The organism is Paenibacillus pinisoli (assembly GCF_003605435.1).
Taxonomy (GTDB): domain Bacteria; phylum Bacillota; class Bacilli; order Paenibacillales; family Paenibacillaceae; genus Pristimantibacillus; species Pristimantibacillus pinisoli.
In genome coordinates this window covers 500,868-516,569 of sequence record NZ_QXQB01000002.1, presented here as the reverse complement: position 1 = coordinate 516,569, position 15,702 = coordinate 500,868, and the positions used below count along the sequence as shown (strand labels likewise).

At 54.6% G+C, this 15,702-nt stretch carries 16 protein-coding genes; 14 read left to right on the top strand and 2 right to left on the bottom strand.

From position 1 onward, the window contains the following. Positions 1–387: 387 nt before the first annotated feature. From D3P09_RS09740 to folE, 7 genes are all read left to right on the top strand, one after another. On the top strand, positions 388–810 hold the full coding sequence (locus D3P09_RS09740; protein ID WP_120109362.1) for a GNAT family N-acetyltransferase: 423 nt from the start codon (positions 388–390) through the stop codon (positions 808–810). Between the two features lie 138 nt (positions 811–948). Then, positions 949–1,506 (top strand): DUF402 domain-containing protein, encoded by a 558-nt coding sequence (locus D3P09_RS09735; protein WP_120109361.1) that lies wholly within the window; start codon positions 949–951, stop codon positions 1,504–1,506. Beyond that, complete coding sequence (lepB, locus tag D3P09_RS09730) at positions 1,503–2,039, top strand: signal peptidase I (protein WP_120109359.1); 537 nt, start codon at positions 1,503–1,505, stop codon at positions 2,037–2,039. Before D3P09_RS09735 ends, lepB begins: the two co-directional genes overlap by 4 nt. Before the next feature lie 15 nt (positions 2,040–2,054). After that, entirely contained in the window at positions 2,055–2,489 is a 435-nt protein-coding gene (rnhA, locus tag D3P09_RS09725) for a ribonuclease HI (protein WP_120109358.1), read from the top strand. Beyond that, positions 2,490–3,650, top strand: coding sequence for a tRNA epoxyqueuosine(34) reductase QueG (gene queG, locus D3P09_RS09720; RefSeq protein WP_120109356.1), 1,161 nt, complete (start codon positions 2,490–2,492; stop codon positions 3,648–3,650). 164 nt (positions 3,651–3,814) lie between these two features. Continuing rightward, positions 3,815–4,036: a YneF family protein gene (locus D3P09_RS09715; protein WP_120109355.1), complete on the top strand. Its 222-nt coding sequence runs from the start codon at positions 3,815–3,817 to the stop codon at positions 4,034–4,036. 37 nt (positions 4,037–4,073) lie between these two features. Beyond that, positions 4,074–4,667, top strand: a complete 594-nt coding sequence (gene folE / locus D3P09_RS09710) for a GTP cyclohydrolase I FolE (RefSeq protein ID WP_120109353.1) — start codon at positions 4,074–4,076, stop codon at positions 4,665–4,667. A gap of 87 nt (positions 4,668–4,754) precedes the next feature. Here the strand turns inward: folE and D3P09_RS09705 are convergent, their stop codons facing one another. Further along, the gene (locus tag D3P09_RS09705) at positions 4,755–5,813 is read right to left on the bottom strand and encodes an alpha/beta hydrolase (protein WP_120109352.1); all 1,059 of its coding nucleotides are present in this window, start codon (positions 5,811–5,813) and stop codon (positions 4,755–4,757) included. Positions 5,814–6,111: 298 nt separating this feature from the next. On the opposite strand from D3P09_RS09705, the gene D3P09_RS09700 reads away from it, so the two are divergent. Continuing rightward, positions 6,112–6,855, top strand: coding sequence for an IclR family transcriptional regulator (locus D3P09_RS09700; RefSeq protein ID WP_120109350.1), 744 nt, complete (start codon positions 6,112–6,114; stop codon positions 6,853–6,855). A gap of 125 nt (positions 6,856–6,980) precedes the next feature. Here D3P09_RS09700 and acnA read toward each other — a convergent pair whose 3' ends face one another. Continuing rightward, on the bottom strand, positions 6,981–9,692 hold the full coding sequence (acnA, locus tag D3P09_RS09695) for an aconitate hydratase AcnA (protein ID WP_120109349.1): 2,712 nt from the start codon (positions 9,690–9,692) through the stop codon (positions 6,981–6,983). A gap of 279 nt (positions 9,693–9,971) precedes the next feature. Here acnA and D3P09_RS09690 point away from each other — a divergent pair, with 279 nt between their 5' ends. The 6 genes from D3P09_RS09690 to D3P09_RS09665 all read left to right on the top strand — a co-directional run bounded on the left by D3P09_RS09690 (position 9,972) and on the right by D3P09_RS09665 (position 15,695). Continuing rightward, the gene (locus D3P09_RS09690) at positions 9,972–11,234 is read left to right on the top strand and encodes an amidase domain-containing protein (RefSeq protein WP_243644038.1); all 1,263 of its coding nucleotides are present in this window, start codon (positions 9,972–9,974) and stop codon (positions 11,232–11,234) included. A gap of 45 nt (positions 11,235–11,279) precedes the next feature. Next, the gene (locus D3P09_RS09685; protein ID WP_120109347.1) at positions 11,280–12,449 is read left to right on the top strand and encodes a D-alanine--D-alanine ligase; all 1,170 of its coding nucleotides are present in this window, start codon (positions 11,280–11,282) and stop codon (positions 12,447–12,449) included. Between the two features lie 96 nt (positions 12,450–12,545). Continuing rightward, positions 12,546–12,863, top strand: a complete 318-nt coding sequence (locus tag D3P09_RS09680) for a hypothetical protein (protein WP_120109345.1) — start codon at positions 12,546–12,548, stop codon at positions 12,861–12,863. A 3-nt stretch (positions 12,864–12,866) separates the two neighbouring features. Further along, positions 12,867–13,889: a UV DNA damage repair endonuclease UvsE gene (uvsE, locus tag D3P09_RS09675; RefSeq protein ID WP_120109344.1), complete on the top strand. Its 1,023-nt coding sequence runs from the start codon at positions 12,867–12,869 to the stop codon at positions 13,887–13,889. Between the two features lie 2 nt (positions 13,890–13,891). After that, the gene (locus D3P09_RS09670) at positions 13,892–14,710 is read left to right on the top strand and encodes a sulfite exporter TauE/SafE family protein (protein ID WP_120109342.1); all 819 of its coding nucleotides are present in this window, start codon (positions 13,892–13,894) and stop codon (positions 14,708–14,710) included. Between the two features lie 127 nt (positions 14,711–14,837). Then, entirely contained in the window at positions 14,838–15,695 is an 858-nt protein-coding gene (locus D3P09_RS09665; protein ID WP_120109341.1) for an inositol monophosphatase family protein, read from the top strand. The last annotated feature ends 7 nt before the right edge of the window (positions 15,696–15,702 follow it).

Genomic DNA, 15,702 nt, shown 5'->3' with positions numbered 1-15,702 from the left:
CGAATAAATCAACATTTATGTTGAAAAAGTCGCTGGCCGCTTCAGGCGGGCATGCAGACATCGTTGAAGCCCGCAAAGTAGCGTCTCCCATTCCTTGGACAATTATGCGCAAAATGAAACAAAGCTATGCGATAATGGAACAATAAACAGCTTTGAGAAGAGATTGTAAGGAATTCAGGAAGCGGCCGCAGGATGGCGCTGGAAAAATATATTATGAATTAATTGAAGTATTTTAAATGTAAGCGCTTATAATAAAGCGTTTTCATGAGAAAATGAGCGATTTTAAACATTTTTTAAAGAAATTTAAAGAAAAAAGAAGGAATACGCAACATTTCGTCGTATTATATACGGGTACGAGACTATGACATGGTAGAAGGTGTTAATTGAATGAATGTTCGTTCCTTCCAGTTGTCCGACTACAAACCGCTTACGGAACTGCTAGAAGAAGTTCTGACAACGGAATGTTATGAGCAAACGATGGAAGCATTTGCTCGTCAATTATCATGGGATAGCGATTTAGTTCTAGTCGCTGTCAAGGAATCAGAAATCGTAGGCATGATTATCGGCACGATCGATAACAACAAAGGCTATTACTACCGAATTGCGGTATCGCCCGGACATCAGCGCAGCGGCGTAGGCAAAGGCTTGGTAACCGCTTTGCGCCAGCGTTTCACGCAACGCAATGTATCCAAGATTCTGATTACGGCGGACGAGCATAACGAACCGGTTTTGCCGCTCTACGAATCCATGGGATTTGCGACTACGGATTTTTTCCGGTCGTTCCAAAAGCTTAGTATCGTAACAGGTTAGATAGAGATTGTTATTCATTCGTGTTTGGCATGGGCATATCTGGAAAGCCATTGCATTTGGCCTCTGGATATGCTTTTCTTATTACTATAAGAGGTTGTTCAAAAAGTGCATGAAAGTGAATCGAGGAGCACGAAAGGCATGGACACATTCGAACCTTGTATTATAAAGAGCTTCAAGCATGACGGTCATATGCACCGGCTGTGGCTGCGGAATTGGATGGTGCCGAGCCATTTGCTTAATAAGGAGCATCAGGAAGAATCGGTAATCGTCCTAATTAACCGTCAGACGCCGATCCAGGAATCCGACGGCAAGCAATGGGTAAGCCGGGTGCCGGCGGTATCCTTCTTTATTCCGGGGCAATGGTTTAATGTCGTTGCGCTGCTGGAGGCGGGAGGGGTGCGCTATTATTGCAACATCGCTTCGCCCCCATACCTCCAAGGAGGCATCCTGACCTATATCGACTATGATCTCGATGTGATCCGCACGGCCGACGGCAACCGGTACATTGTCGATCAGGACGAGTTCGAGCAGCATAGGCAGCAATATCATTATCCGCAGTCCGTGCTTGCGAAGGTGCGGGAGGGCCTGAATGAATTGCTGGAACGCGTCGAGCGCGGCGCATCCCCTTTTTCTGACAAGACAGCTCTCGCCTATTACGAGCATTGGCTTGCCTCCGGCATGGAGGTGGACGAATGAGCGGGATTAGCCCGACCAAATTGTTGATAGACTGGCTGAGGACGGCCTTTATTGCAATCGCTATTGTAGTGTTTCTTCATTATTTCGTCTTCCACTTGTCGACTGTAGAAGGCCATTCGATGGAGCCGACGCTCCAAGAGAAGGAATGGCTCTACGTCAATAAATTCGTATATTTATTTGACCATCCGGATATCGGCGATGTTGTCGTCTTGAAGGACCCTTATGAAGCGGAGGACGGCAAGCGTCTGCTTGTGAAGCGTGTTGTAGGCGTGCCCGGCGACCGCATCGAGATAGCGGGCGGGCATTTGTACCGGAACGGGGACCTTGTGAATGAGAGTTATACCGATATCGAGATTGAAGGCGAAAGCTACGGACCTGTTGTAATCGGGCAGGGACTATATTTTGTAATGGGAGACAATCGACATGAACGGGCAAGCCTGGACAGCAGAAGCTTCGGTCCCGTTCATAGCGATTGGATTACCGGCAGGGCCGATTTTATCGTATGGCCGCTGAAGGAGATCAAGACGCTGTAACAGGAGGTGCGGAGATTGAAGGAAGTGATGATCTATACGGACGGCGCATGCTCCGGCAACCCCGGTCCGGGCGGCTGGGGCGCAATATTGTTCTATGGTATCCATAAGAAGGAGCTTTCTGGCGGAGTGAAAGCGACGACGAATAACCGGATGGAGATTCAGGCGGTTATCGAGGGGCTGAAGCTGCTGAAGGAGCCTTGCCGCGTTCAGGTATACAGCGACTCCGCTTATGTCGTCAACTGCTTCCAGAAGGGCTGGATTCACGGCTGGCTGCGCAACGGCTGGAAGAACAGCAAGAAGGAGCCCGTCGAGAACCAGGATCTGTGGAAGCAGCTGTGGGAGCTGATGAAGCTGCACACGGTGGAGTATATCAAGGTGAAGGGCCACAGCGACAATGAATTCAATAATCGGTGCGACGAGCTCGCCCGCGAAGCGATCAAGCGGTTATAGATGATGAAATACGATTGGGATAAATTGAAGCAAGAGATGAAGGATGCGGCGAAGGAGCTTGGCATTGACGCGGTAGGCGTGGCGTCCGCTGAAGTGTTCACGACGCTTAAAGCGCGGCTGGTCCGCCACAGGGAGCTGGGGAGAGAATCGGGGTTCGAGGAGCCCGATCTCGATAAGCGCACCGATCCGTCGCTGCTGTTCGACGACCCGCAGAGCATTATTGCGATTGCGATCGCCTATCCTTCGAAGCTGATCGACCCGCCTAAGTCCGAGCCCGGAGCCAGACGGGGCATTATGGCGCGTTCGGCATGGGGAGAGGACTATCACAAGGTGCTCCGCAACCGCCTGGAGCGGCTTGAGGCCTGGCTGCGGGAGCGCGTGCCTGAGATCCGAGTAGAGAGCATGGTAGATACGGGAGCGCTGTCGGACCGTGCTGTGGCGGAGCGGGCAGGGCTTGGCTGGAGCGCCAAAAACTGCGCGATCATCTCGCCGGAATTCGGCTCCTGGATCTATCTGGGCGAGATGATTACGAACTTGCCGATACAGCCGGACTCTCCTGTCACCGAGAGCTGCGGCACATGCACCAAATGCATCGATGCTTGCCCGACGGGAGCGCTGGTGGGGCCAGGGGAGCTGGATGCGAAAAAATGCATCTCCTTCCTGACCCAGACCAAAGGCATGGTGTCCGATGAGTATATGCGCAAGATCGGCAACCGGCTGTACGGCTGCGATACTTGCCAGGTGGTATGTCCCGAGAATCGCGGCAAAAACTGGACGCATCAGCCCGAGCTGCAGCCGGACAATGAGCTGGCGAAGCCGTTATTGCTGCCGCTGCTTACGATCGGCAACCGCGAATTCAAGGATATGTACGGCTTTACCTCTTCAGCGTGGCGGGGCAAGAAGCCGATTCAGCGCAATGCGGTTATCGCGCTTGGCAACTTCAAGGAGAAGGCGGCCGTTCCCGATCTGATCGGCGTGCTGAAGGACGACCCGAGGCCGGTGCTGCGCGGCACAGCCGCTTGGTCGCTGGGCAGAATCGGCGGCGAAGAGGCAGCGGAGGCGCTGCAAGCGGCGATGCGCACGGAGAGCGACGCGGAGGCGCGGGATGCCATCGCTTCAGCTATTCAGATGCTGGATTCAGAGCATGAGCAGCATCCATAAATCGAGCCGGCAGCCTTGCCGAACTTCGCAAGGCGGGCTCGATTTTTTTCCACGAAAAGTCGTGTTCGATTCGTTGCGGAACAAGCACGAACATGCTATGATACAGGGATGTTGGGCTTATTGAAGGATATGACAATTATAATTGAAGGGGTTTGGTGACATAGATGGAATGGTATAATATCGTAATTCCTATCGTAACGCTGATCGTGGGAGCGGTAGGCGGCTTCATCGCGGGCGTCTTCTATCTGCGCAAGCAGCTCGAGAAGATGCAGAACGATCCTGAGATGATTCAGCGCATGGCTAAGCAAATGGGATACAATCTCAACAAGCAGCAAATGTCACGCGCCCAAAATATGATGAAAAACCAAAAGTTCCCTCGCAAGTAGGCAGTTGAGGCGAGGAACCGGAAGGAGCGAATGACGAATGGCGGGCAAAAAAGACTACGTCAATTCGAAGGTATCGGACAACCGGGAACAAATAGAATTTCATGTGAAAGAAATCTTGAAGCTGATCGGGGAGGACGTCGAGCGTGAAGGACTGCTGGAGACGCCTGCCCGAGTCACTCGCATGTACGAGGAGATTTTCGCAGGCTACGATGTAGATCCTCGCGAGGTGCTTGGCGTCACGTTCGACGAGCAGCATGAAGAACTGGTTATCGTACGCGATATCGTCTACTACAGCCAGTGCGAGCATCATATGGCTCCATTCTTCGGGAAGGCTCACATCGGATATCTGCCAAGCGGCAAGATTGCCGGATTGAGCAAGCTGGCAAGGCTGGTAGAAGCCGTTACGCGCAAGCTGCAGGTGCAGGAGCGCATCACATCGCAGATTGCGGATATCCTGGATGAAGAGCTATCGCCGCACGGCGTAATGGTCGTGGTAGAGGGCGAGCATCTCTGCATGTGCGCGCGCGGCGTGAAGAAGCCGGGAAGCAAGACGGTGACGTCCGCTGTCCGCGGCGAATTCCGGACAAGCTCGGCGCTTCGTTCCGAGTTTCTGGCATTGCTCAAGCAATAATCGCAAGATAAGCTATAACAAGCAACGAGCATGCTCTCGATCCCGCAATAGCGGCATGGAGGGCATGCTCGTTTTGTACGTTCGGCGTCATCCTTCGCTCTTCGCTTGTACTTGGCCGTCAACCTGGCTAAGGAAAAGCGCTGTGCGCTGCACATATTCGCGAGGATGAGCGCGGAACAGCAGCTCATGCTGTCCGTCCTGGACGATCCAGGAGCGGGACAATGCGTTGCCCTGGTTGTGGGCGATCGCCTCGGCTGTGCCGAATGGGGCCTTTGCGTCCTTGGTTCCGTGAATGATATAGATGGGCATATCGTAAGATGTGGCAATGACTTCTTCCGCCGGGATCGAGCCGAAGCTGCTTCCCGTCCAGAGCGGAATCATGGATTCGATAAGTGGAAGCGAAGGGAATCTCGGCAGCGGAACGAATTGATTGAGATTATCGAACAAAGCCTCTGAGCTTGGGATAAAGAGACTGTCGAGAATCATCGCATCAATCTCGTCTGTGAGCAGGGCAGTCTGCAGAGCGGTACCGGCTCCCATGGAGAAGCCCCAGACGACAATATCGTCGGCTCCGCGCGACTTGGCATATTTGACGGCGGCCAGCAGCTGCTGGGACTCTTCGCGCCCGCCGGTGGCGGGAGCCTTGTAATCCGTTGAAGCATAGCCGTAATCAAAAAGAAGCACATTATATCTCAAATCATGCAGAAGCTTCGTCAGATCGTACATCGGTACCCAATCTTCCTCGCGGTTGGCTCCGTAGCCGTGGCTGAATACGACTGTACGGGCCGAAGGGGTCCCATCCGCGACGTCTAATGCAGCAGGCACATACCAGCCGCTTACTGTCGTCTCGCCGCTGTGGCTGGGAAATACAACGTCTTCATAGGCTGTTCCGATCGCATCCTGCGGATTGGAGGACAGCGGCGCTACATAAGGATAAGCGAGCATCCAGGCGACATAACCGTGAAAGACGATAATGGCGATCAGGACCGTCGCGAACAAAGCGGCGATAGAAGCGAATAGGAGATGCTTGCGCCGTCCGCTGGACTTGGCTCGCGGAAGGGCTGCGGGCTCCGTCTGAATAGCCGGTGAGGGCAGCGCGGGAGCGAAGCTCTCCAGAGGGCGTGTCGTTGTGATCGTGGTGTCCATGATGCATCCCCCTTTGCTTGGAAACAATGATGAAAGCGTTATCGCTTATATACATTAATGGTAGTAAAGTCCTAGCGGCCTGTCAATTCGTGTCGTGCGATTGTTAGGGGCTTGTAATCATTTTGTAATGTAGCAGAATGCTTTACGATTGCCGAATGAATGAGGTATACTAATTGAGAATCGATTTCACTCATTTTGAAAAAGGGTTTCAGCCGATGAAACTCGAATCTTTTAGGTATAGATGCAAATAAGATGCCAATTGAGGGTTAAGACCGAAAGAATGAGGAGGTGCCGGGAGTTGGAAGAGGGGAAATCTACGGTCCGGGCAGTGGACCGCGCGCTTGACATATTGCTTTGCTTTACATCGAAGACAGACTGGGCGATGACGGAAATTGCGGAGCATGTAGGCCTTCATAAGAGCACTGTGCACCGGATGCTGGCTACGCTGGAGGAGAAGGGATTCATCGAACGCGACCGGGAGACGGACCGCTATCATCTGGGTCTCAAGGTATGGGAGCTGTCCGCCAACTTGTCGCGATCCGACGATCTGGCGACGATCTGGCTGCCTGAAATGGTGCGGCTTCGCGATCAGCTGGGCGAGACGGTCAGCATCTATGTGCGCGACGGCACGGAGCGGATCAGGCGTCAGGCTGTGCAGAGCAATCAGGCTGTGCGCAGAGTCGCTCCTGTAGGCGTCAGATTGCCGCTCTACGCCGGCGCTTCCAGCAAGGTGCTGATAGCCTACTCCGATCCGGCGACGCAGGAGAGCATCTTGCAGGACCCGTCATGGCCCTCGTCCATCGATATCCGGCAATACAAGCAGCAACTGCAGGAAGTGCTGGCTCAAGGCTATGCGACCAGCTTCGAGGAGCGGGAGGAAGGAGCGGCTGCGCTGTCCTCGCCGATCTTCGACCGTTTGGGCACCATGATCGCTGCCTTGTCCGTATCGGGACCGGCAAGCCGTATGAAGCTTGCTACTATGCGCGATTATGCGCCCGTCATGATGGAAGCGGCAAGGCGAATGGGGACGATGACCCGGTAATGGATGAAAGGCCTTGCAGCCTTGCGAATACTAAAAAAAACTCCGCTCCTTCGCATAAAGCGAGGGAACGGAGTTTTTGTATAGCTGGGAAAGCGGCCCGGACGGGCCGCCAGATCCAGCGAATATTACATGTTAGCGATCATTTGGCGAAGCACCGTCTGCAGGATGCCGCCGTTGCGGTAGTAGTCTACGTCAACGAGGGAGTCCAGACGAACGATGGCTTGGAACTCGAAGTTCGAGCCGTCTTCGCGGGTAGCCTTAACGGTTACCGTCTGACCAGGCTGAACATCGTTGGAAAGTCCGGAGATATCGAACGTTTCCGTTCCAGTAATGCCAAGCGTCTTCCAGCTTTGGCCTTCTTGGAATTGCAGCGGCAGCACGCCCATGCCTACCAGGTTGGAGCGGTGAATACGCTCGAAGCTTTCAGCGATGACAGCTTTAACGCCAAGCAGGTAAGTGCCTTTGGCAGCCCAGTCGCGGGAGCTTCCTGTGCCGTATTCTTTGCCGGCAATAACAACAAGGTTTTTGCCTTCAGCCTGATACTTCATGGAAGCGTCATAGATGGACATAACCTCGCCAGTAGGCAGGTAAGTCGTTACGCCGCCCTCAGTGCCAGGAGCCACTTGGTTACGGATACGGATGTTCGCGAATGTGCCGCGCATCATCACTTCATGGTTACCGCGGCGCGAACCGTAGGAGTTGAAGTCCTTGCGTTCTACGCCGTTGTCGATCAGATATTTGCCGCCTGGGCTGTTCACCGTAATGTTGCCGGCAGGGGAGATATGGTCCGTAGTTACGGAATCGCCCATCAGCGCGAGTACGTTAGCTGCAGGGATGTCGGCAATGTCAGCCAGCACGGAGCCAAGGTTCTCGAAGAACGGAGGGTTTTGGATATAAGTGGATTTTGCATCCCACTCGTAGCTTTCGCCTTCCGGTACGTCGATGGCATTCCAACGCTCGTTTTGCGTAAATACGTTTTCGTACTTCGCATTGAACATCTCAGGGTTCAAGGATTGCGCTACCGCTTCCTTGATCTCAGCGTTTGTAGGCCAGATGTCTTTCAGGTATACAGGCTGACCGTCTTGGTCGTGTCCGATCGGATCATGAGCAAGGTCGATGTTCACTGTACCTGCCAGAGCGTAAGCGACAACCAGCGGCGGAGAAGCCAGGTAGTTCGCTTTTACTTGAGCGTGAACGCGGCCTTCGAAGTTACGGTTGCCGGACAATACAGCCGCTACCGTCATATCGTTGTCAGCGATCGCTTTGCTCACTTCGTCTGGAAGCGGACCGGAGTTGCCGATACAAGTTGCGCAGCCGTAGCCTGCAACGTGGAAGCCAAGCGCTTCAAGCGGCTCCAGCAGGTTCGCTTTCTTCAGGTATTCCGTAACGACCAGGGAACCTGGCGTCAGGGAGCTCTTCACGTATTCTGGCTTCACCAGGCCGCGCTCGACAGCTTTCTTCGCTACGAGACCGGCACCCAGCATAACGCTTGGGTTGGAGGTGTTCGTACAGCTTGTGATCGCAGCGATCACAACTGCGCCAGTGCCCATTTTGGAATGAACGCCGTTATTGTGCTGAACCGGAACCACTTGCTCGATCTTCTCGTCGGACAGGCCGTAGCCGCCTTTGTCGATCGGCGTGCGGATGATGCTGTTGAACGCTTCTTTCATTGCTGTCAGCTCTACGCGGTCCTGCGGACGCTTCGGTCCAGCCAGGGAAGGCACGATAGTGGACAGGTCCAGCTCGATAACGTCGGAGAATACAGGATCCGGCGTAGCGTCTGTGCGGAACATGTCTTGTGCTTTATAGTAAGCTTCAACAAGCTTGATTTGATCTTCTTGGCGGCCGGTTTGACGCATGAAGTCCAGCGTCTCGCTGTCAACCGGGAAGAAGCCGACTGTTGCGCCGTATTCCGGAGCCATGTTGGCAACCGTAGCACGGTCAGCCAAGCTGATGTTGGACAAGCCTGGGCCGAAGAACTCGACGAACTTGCCGACAACGCCTTTTTTGCGAAGCATTTCGGTAACAGTCAGCGCGAGGTCAGTCGCTGTGGAGCCTTCAGCAAGGCTGCCTGTCAGCTTGAAGCCGATAACTTCTGGCATAACGAAGTATAGAGGTTGGCCAAGCATGCCGGCTTCCGCCTCGATGCCGCCTACGCCCCAGCCGACAACGCCAAGACCGTTGATCATTGTAGTATGGGAGTCTGTACCTACCAGGGAATCCGGATATACGACAGTCTCGCCGTCAACCGTCTTCGTAGCGGCTACGGATGCCAGGTACTCCAGGTTAACCTGGTGGACGATACCTGTTCCAGGAGGAACCGCGCGGAAGTTATCGAACGCTGTTTGCGCCCAGCGCAGGAAGCGGTAGCGCTCTTCGTTGCGCTCGAATTCAACCTTCGTGTTGTATTCCAGAGCTTCCGGAGTACCGAAAGCGTCAACCATGATGGAGTGGTCGATAACGAGATCGACTGGTACGAGCGGGTTGATCTTCTTCGGATCCCCGCCGGCTTTCTTAACCGTGTCGCGCATAGCGGCAAGGTCAACGACAACCGGAACGCCCGTAAAGTCTTGAAGCACGATACGTGCAGGAATGAAAGGAATTTCTTTGTCTTCGCGGCCGTTAGCCCAGTTAGCAAGCTGCTTGACATGCTCAGGCGTAATGGCGCGTCCGTCGAATTGACGAACAGCTGCTTCCAGCAATACCTTGATCGAGAAAGGAAGCTTGGAAATGTCGCCAAGGCCTTGCTCTTCGAGCCCGCCTAGACGGTAGTAGGCGTACTCTTTGCCGCCCGACTCCAGCGTTGTGCGAACAGAATACTGATTTTGTTTAGACATCGCTATTCTCCTTTTCATGTAGTAAAGTTTGTAGTTTCATTAGACGAAACACAATTTCAAAAACCTTATGTCACTAGTATAACGTTAAAAGTGGGGGTACGTAAAGTCCAATGTTAGCCTTTTCCGAGCTGCTTCCTGCCTGGAATTATGGCACTTCCGCTTCCAGAAATGTTACATGTTTGACCGGATGCCTTCATATAATGAAGCAGTCATTCTTTGCCGTTGGGGGCGTCCGAGCAGGAAGCGCCTAAAGCCAGGCAGAATCGGGAGGGAACGCATTTGTCCAAATCAGGTAGCCGCCAATCCGCAGGCGGCCGGAAAAAGCGTGCGGAACGTATGTCCAAAAGCCGCGCTGCCGCGCCTGCTGCCGCGCTTCAGCGAGAAGGGCAGGCGGAGCCTTCCGCAGCTGTCCAGATCAAGGGAATCGGCGGGCGCGAACAACTGCTTGAGTCCAAGCCAAAGCCAACCTCTCTCATACAGAACTCCTCGCCAAGGCGCGTGTCCGAAACCAGGGAGCGCGAGGAATGGAAGGCGTCGATTCACCGTTATGTCAGTCTGTTCAATCAGGCCGAGACGGAGCAGCATCCGCGCGTGCTAACCGATTATATGGCGGATCCCGTTCACGGCGAGCGGCTGGCCGGACGGCTTGCGCGCATGAGGGAGCGCGATTTGCTGCGCGGAGCCCTTCCGGCGGGAAGCGAGACGAAGGCGGAGCTGGTGCGCGTGAATGAATCCGCCAGCGAAGTATCGGTGCTGCTGCGGCTTCACGTCAAACGCAGGGTGGAGCAGGGCGGCAGCTATTATATGGAAGAGCGCTACGAATACGAGCGGCTGTGGCTCTCTGCAGCGGGCCGCGGCTGGGATGTGCTGCAGGTAGAGCCGGTTATTGCGGAGCGCAGGCCCCGTTATGGCATATCGACGCTGCAATGGCAGGATGAGCCGGAGCAGCCTTCCCAAGACGAGGTCTATGTCATGCCGTCTTTACCCTACTTAAATTATGACCTAATGCCCCAATTCAAAAACCGGATTACGGGCATTCGCTACAGGAGAGATTTGGCTGCGGCCTATGCCGACAGATGGTGGGATGAAGGCAATCCTTCTTACGAGCTGTTCGATGTGAATTGCACAAATTATGTGTCCCAGTGTATCTTTGCAGGCAATGCCCCTATGAACTATACTGGTACAAGAGGTAGCGGCTGGTGGTACAAAGGACGCGCCAAGGGCCAGGAGTGGTGGAGCTACAGCTGGGCTGTCTCCAATGCAATGACCCAATATTTGTCGGCAGCGCGCAAGTCCGGGCTTCGCGCCGAACAGGTGCAATCAGCCGGCCAATTGCAGCTAGGCGATGTCATTACATATGACTGGACCGGAGACGGAAGGTATCAGCACAGTACGATTGTGACGGCCTTCGATGCGGCCGGGCAGCCGCTTGTAAATGCGAATACGGTTGCAAGCAGGCATCGTTATTGGGATTACCGGGACTCTTATGCATGGACCGGGCGAACCCGCTACCGTTTTTTTCATATACCCGATCTGCTTTGAGCAGGCAAGCACGGAAGGAAATTATATCATACCGGAGGATAGACTATGGGGAGCAAAGTAAGGGTCGGACTCGTGTACGGAGGGAAGTCAGGAGAGCACGAGGTGTCGCTTCAGACAGCCTTCGCCGTCATGCGCGAATTTGATTATAACCAATACGAAATCAAACCTTTCTATATTACAAAGCAAGGCGAATGGAAAAGCGGGGCGACTCTGCTGGCGGCGCCGGAATCGGTGGAATCGCTCCGCTTCGGAGGCGAAGGGGGCATGACGTCGAGCCGTTCGCTTGCGCCGCTCTTCAGCGCGCTTGATCAATCGGCTGGCGGGGCCATCGCCCAGGGGGGCGAAGCCACGATCAGCAGCCACTCCTCACAGGCTGCGCCTGCAGAGACGGTTGACGTCATGTTCCCGCTGCTGCACGGCACGTTCGGCGAAGACGGCACGATCCAAGGCTTGTTCGAGATGGCCAATATTCCTTATGTCGGAGCAGGCGTTTTGGCTTCCGCTGTCGGGATGGACAAGATTATGATGAAGAAGGTTTTTGCGCAGGAAGGCTTGCCGCAATGCGTCTATCGCCACTTCAACCGCACGCAATGGGAGAAGGACGCTTCCTACTTCATTATGGAATGCGAAATCGCTCTCGGTTACCCTTGCTTTATTAAGCCGGCCAATCTGGGGTCCAGCGTAGGCGTATCCAAGGCGAAGAACAGGGAAGAGCTGATTGAGGCTGTTAATTACGCATTCCGCTTTGACCGCAAGGTTATTGTGGAGGAGTTCATCGACGCCCGTGAGATCGAGGTTAGCGTGCTGGGCAATGATGAGGCTAAGGCTTCTGTGCCTGGCGAGATTGCACCGTCCAATGAATTTTACGATTACAAGGCAAAATATATCGACGGCAAGTCGACGATGGTCATTCCCGCGGAACTATCGGCTGAACTGACCGAATCCATTCGCGAGATGGCGGTCCGCGCCTTTCAGGCGATTGACGGATCCGGCTTGTCCCGCGTGGATTTCTTCTTGCGGAAGGATGACAATCAGCTGCTGATCAATGAAGTGAATACGCTGCCAGGCTTTACGCCGTTCAGCATGTATCCATTGATGTGGCGCGAGACAGGCGTTCCTTATAAGGAGCTGCTGGACACGCTGATTCGTCTGGCGCTTGAGCGGCATAGGGACAAGCAGCGAATTGACTTTACGGGAGAGTCGCTCAAGGCCTAAGTCATGTATCAAGGCAGAATGAAGCCGCGCTGGTGCTCCCCTGGGAGCTGCTGCGCGGCTATGCCATTATAGAGTGAAGAGAGGATGAAGTTTGCAATGGGATTTCAGACGGAATTCAATTCGGTATGCAAATTCAAGTCGGAGCAAGAGCTGTATGAATTGTTGGAATACGGCAAGGGCAAAATGGTAAAGAGCGGGTTCCGCGTCTATCCGACGGGACAGAAGGTAATCGCTTATACGCCGAACAATGAGGCGATCGCGATTGTGCGAATCTCAGCCTCCATTGCGGAGATCAACTTTCAAGGCGAAGAAGTGACGCAGGTAGAGATGGAGCTGGTGCGGAAGCTGACTGAAGAGGAAGCGCGCATTCAGACGGCCCTGGCGTACGAGATGTTTTTTGGAGAGCGGGGGTAACGTATGATTGTCAGATTCGGCTTCGTGGCGATGAGCCTGCTGCTGGAGAACGCTTCTCCATCCCGGACCATGACGTACAAGACGTTATCCGGGCTGGATGACCGGGAAGCCGGCCTGAGGCGGCTTGAGCGTATTGCGGAGGAGAACCTGGCAAGCACGCTGCGCATCTTGAAGAACAGCCATGCCCATGATATTGCGATGTACCGTTTTTCGTCCAAGCTGATTCCGCTCGCTACGCATGAAGGGGTGGCGGATTGGGACGCTTATTCGCCTCTGGCGCAGTCCTTCCGCGATATCGGCGATTATGTGAAGCGGAGGGGCATGCGGGTGTCGTTCCATCCTGACCACTTCTGCGTATTCAGCACGCCTAGGCCCGAGGTGCTGGCCAAGTCGGAGCAGGATCTGGAGCATCATGTCCGCATGCTGGAGCTTATGGAGCTGGACGAGCGCAGCAAGTGCAACATTCATATCGGGGGAGCCTATGGCGACAAGGCTGTCTCCGGCGCAAGGTTCATCGAGCAGTTCGGAGCCTTGCCTGCGCGCATCATGAACCGGGTTACGCTGGAGAACGACGACAAGACGTTCAATGCGGCGGAAACGCTGGCAGCCGCCGAGACGGTCGGCGTTCCGATGGTGCTGGATATTCACCATCATGCCGTGAATACTGGCGGCATAGAAGAGGACGAGCTGCATCACGGGTTATGGCCGCGCATTGTGCGCACATGGGAGCGGGAGCGCGGGCGGCTCGGTCTTGCCGGCGAAGGCGATCTGCCTCCGAAAATCCACGCATCCAGCCCGAAGAGCCTGTCTGACCCGAGAGGCCATGCGGATTATGTGGAGCCAGAGCCGCTGCTTCGGTTTCTGAAGGCAGCTGCCCGCGAATGCGGGGCAGTCGATTGCATGCTGGAGGCGAAGAGCAAGGACGCTGCGCTGCTCCGGCTGATGGAGGATATGAAGGAGCTTGAGAAAAGAGGTGTAGGAGTCAAGGTCTTGGACGGCGCAAGCGTCGAGATTTCTCCTGATTAGCTATGGAATGGATTTTACTTGTATTGCTGGGTGTTATTGCAGCCATGTTCGGCAGCATTGTAGGACTCGGAGGCGGCATTATTATCGTGCCGGCTCTGCTCTATACGGCCCCGTCTCTTATAGGAGCCCCTATCGGCCATGCGGTTGCGGTAGGGGTATCGCTGTCAGTACTTGTTGTGACAGCGCTTGCATCGACCATCTCTTATTCCAAGAGGGGACTGGTCGACAAGCGGAGCGCATTGCTGCTCTTCATCACAAGCGGGCCGGGCGCATTGCTTGGAGCGGCCATTACCGGGAAGCTGCCGATGGGCGTATTCCAGCTCGGATTCGGACTGTTCATGCTTGGCATGGCGGGACTGTTGATTGCCCGCGATTATATGAAACCGTTTTCGAGGGACTGGCCGATTAAGCGGGAACTGGTCGACGCCTCAGGAGTAAGACACAGCTACAGCTATGGCACGCTGCCGGCGCTGGCTATCGGCTTCGGCGTCGGGCTCATATCGGGTTTGTTCGGAATCGGAGGCGGATCGCTGTTCGTGCCGCTTATGGTCCTTCTATTCCGCTTTCCGGCGCATGTTGCTACGGCAACCTCCATGTTTGTTATATTCCTGTCGTCCATATTGGGCAGCGGGATGCATGCCTCGCTTGGCGAGATGAACTGGCTGCTGGTGCTTGCGCTTGCGCCGGGCGCATGGATCGGAGGCAAGCTGGGGGCATCTATCGCGATGCGGATGAGCGGGAAGGGGCTATTGTGGCTGCTGCGGGTTACGCTTATTGCGTTGTCGATTCAGCTTATTTGGGAAGGGGCAGCTCATGTATAGCGCCCGATATTCTGCCATTCAGGCGAAACGAGTCACGGGCTCCATACGTATTAAATATGATAGATGTGTTGTTTATTGATCTTGTACCAAGGAAGAACCCTATTACTCGCGAGGAGTGTGATACGAAGTGACGGAAGGGAACAATGCCTTCGTAGTCGGCGGCAAAAGCTTCACGGCTGTTGCCATCAACTGTGCGGCGAAGGCCGGGGAATGGATTATGACCAAGCTGGGCAACTACGCCAGCCTTGAAATAAAATATTCTGAGCATGACCTTGTCACCGAAGTGGACAAGGGTTCCGAGCGTCTGATCCGGAAGCTGATTGCCACGCACTTTCCCCATCATTCATTTCTGGGAGAGGAAGGCTGCGAGCCGGGGCCGGAGGCCTCTGCCAAAGCGCTGGAGGAGGCAAGCGACTCGGAGTACTTATGGATCGTAGACCCGATTGACGGCACGACGAACTTTGTGCATGGCTTTCCGTTCTTCTGCGTGTCTATCGCGCTTGCTTACCGCGGAGAAATTATCGTAGGCGTCGTCTATGATCCCGTGAGGGATGAACTGTTCGTCGCGGAGAAGGGCAAGGGCGCCTATGTTCACGGCAGACGGATGCAAGTATCGGAAGACCGGACATTGAAGGAAGGCTTGATCGCCACTGGATTGCCAGCGGAGAGGGAGCATGCGCTGCCTGTTAATCTGCGTGGAATTGCTGAGCTTGCTTCGCAAGTGCGCAATCTGAGAGTTGCGGGATCGGCCGCGCTGCATCTGGCATATGTCGCGGCTGGGCGTCTGAGCGGATTTTGGGAGATTGGCCTGAACAGCTGGGATATGGCAGCCGGCGTGCTGCTTATTCAGGAGTCGGGCGGAATCGTGACCGATACAAAGGGCGATACGTATTCGCTTGGCGTGCGCAATGTCGCAGCGAGCAACGGCTACTTGCATGATGAGCTGCTCGCGGCATTGAAGAAAGCGGAAGCTGCCGGATCATAATGACCAA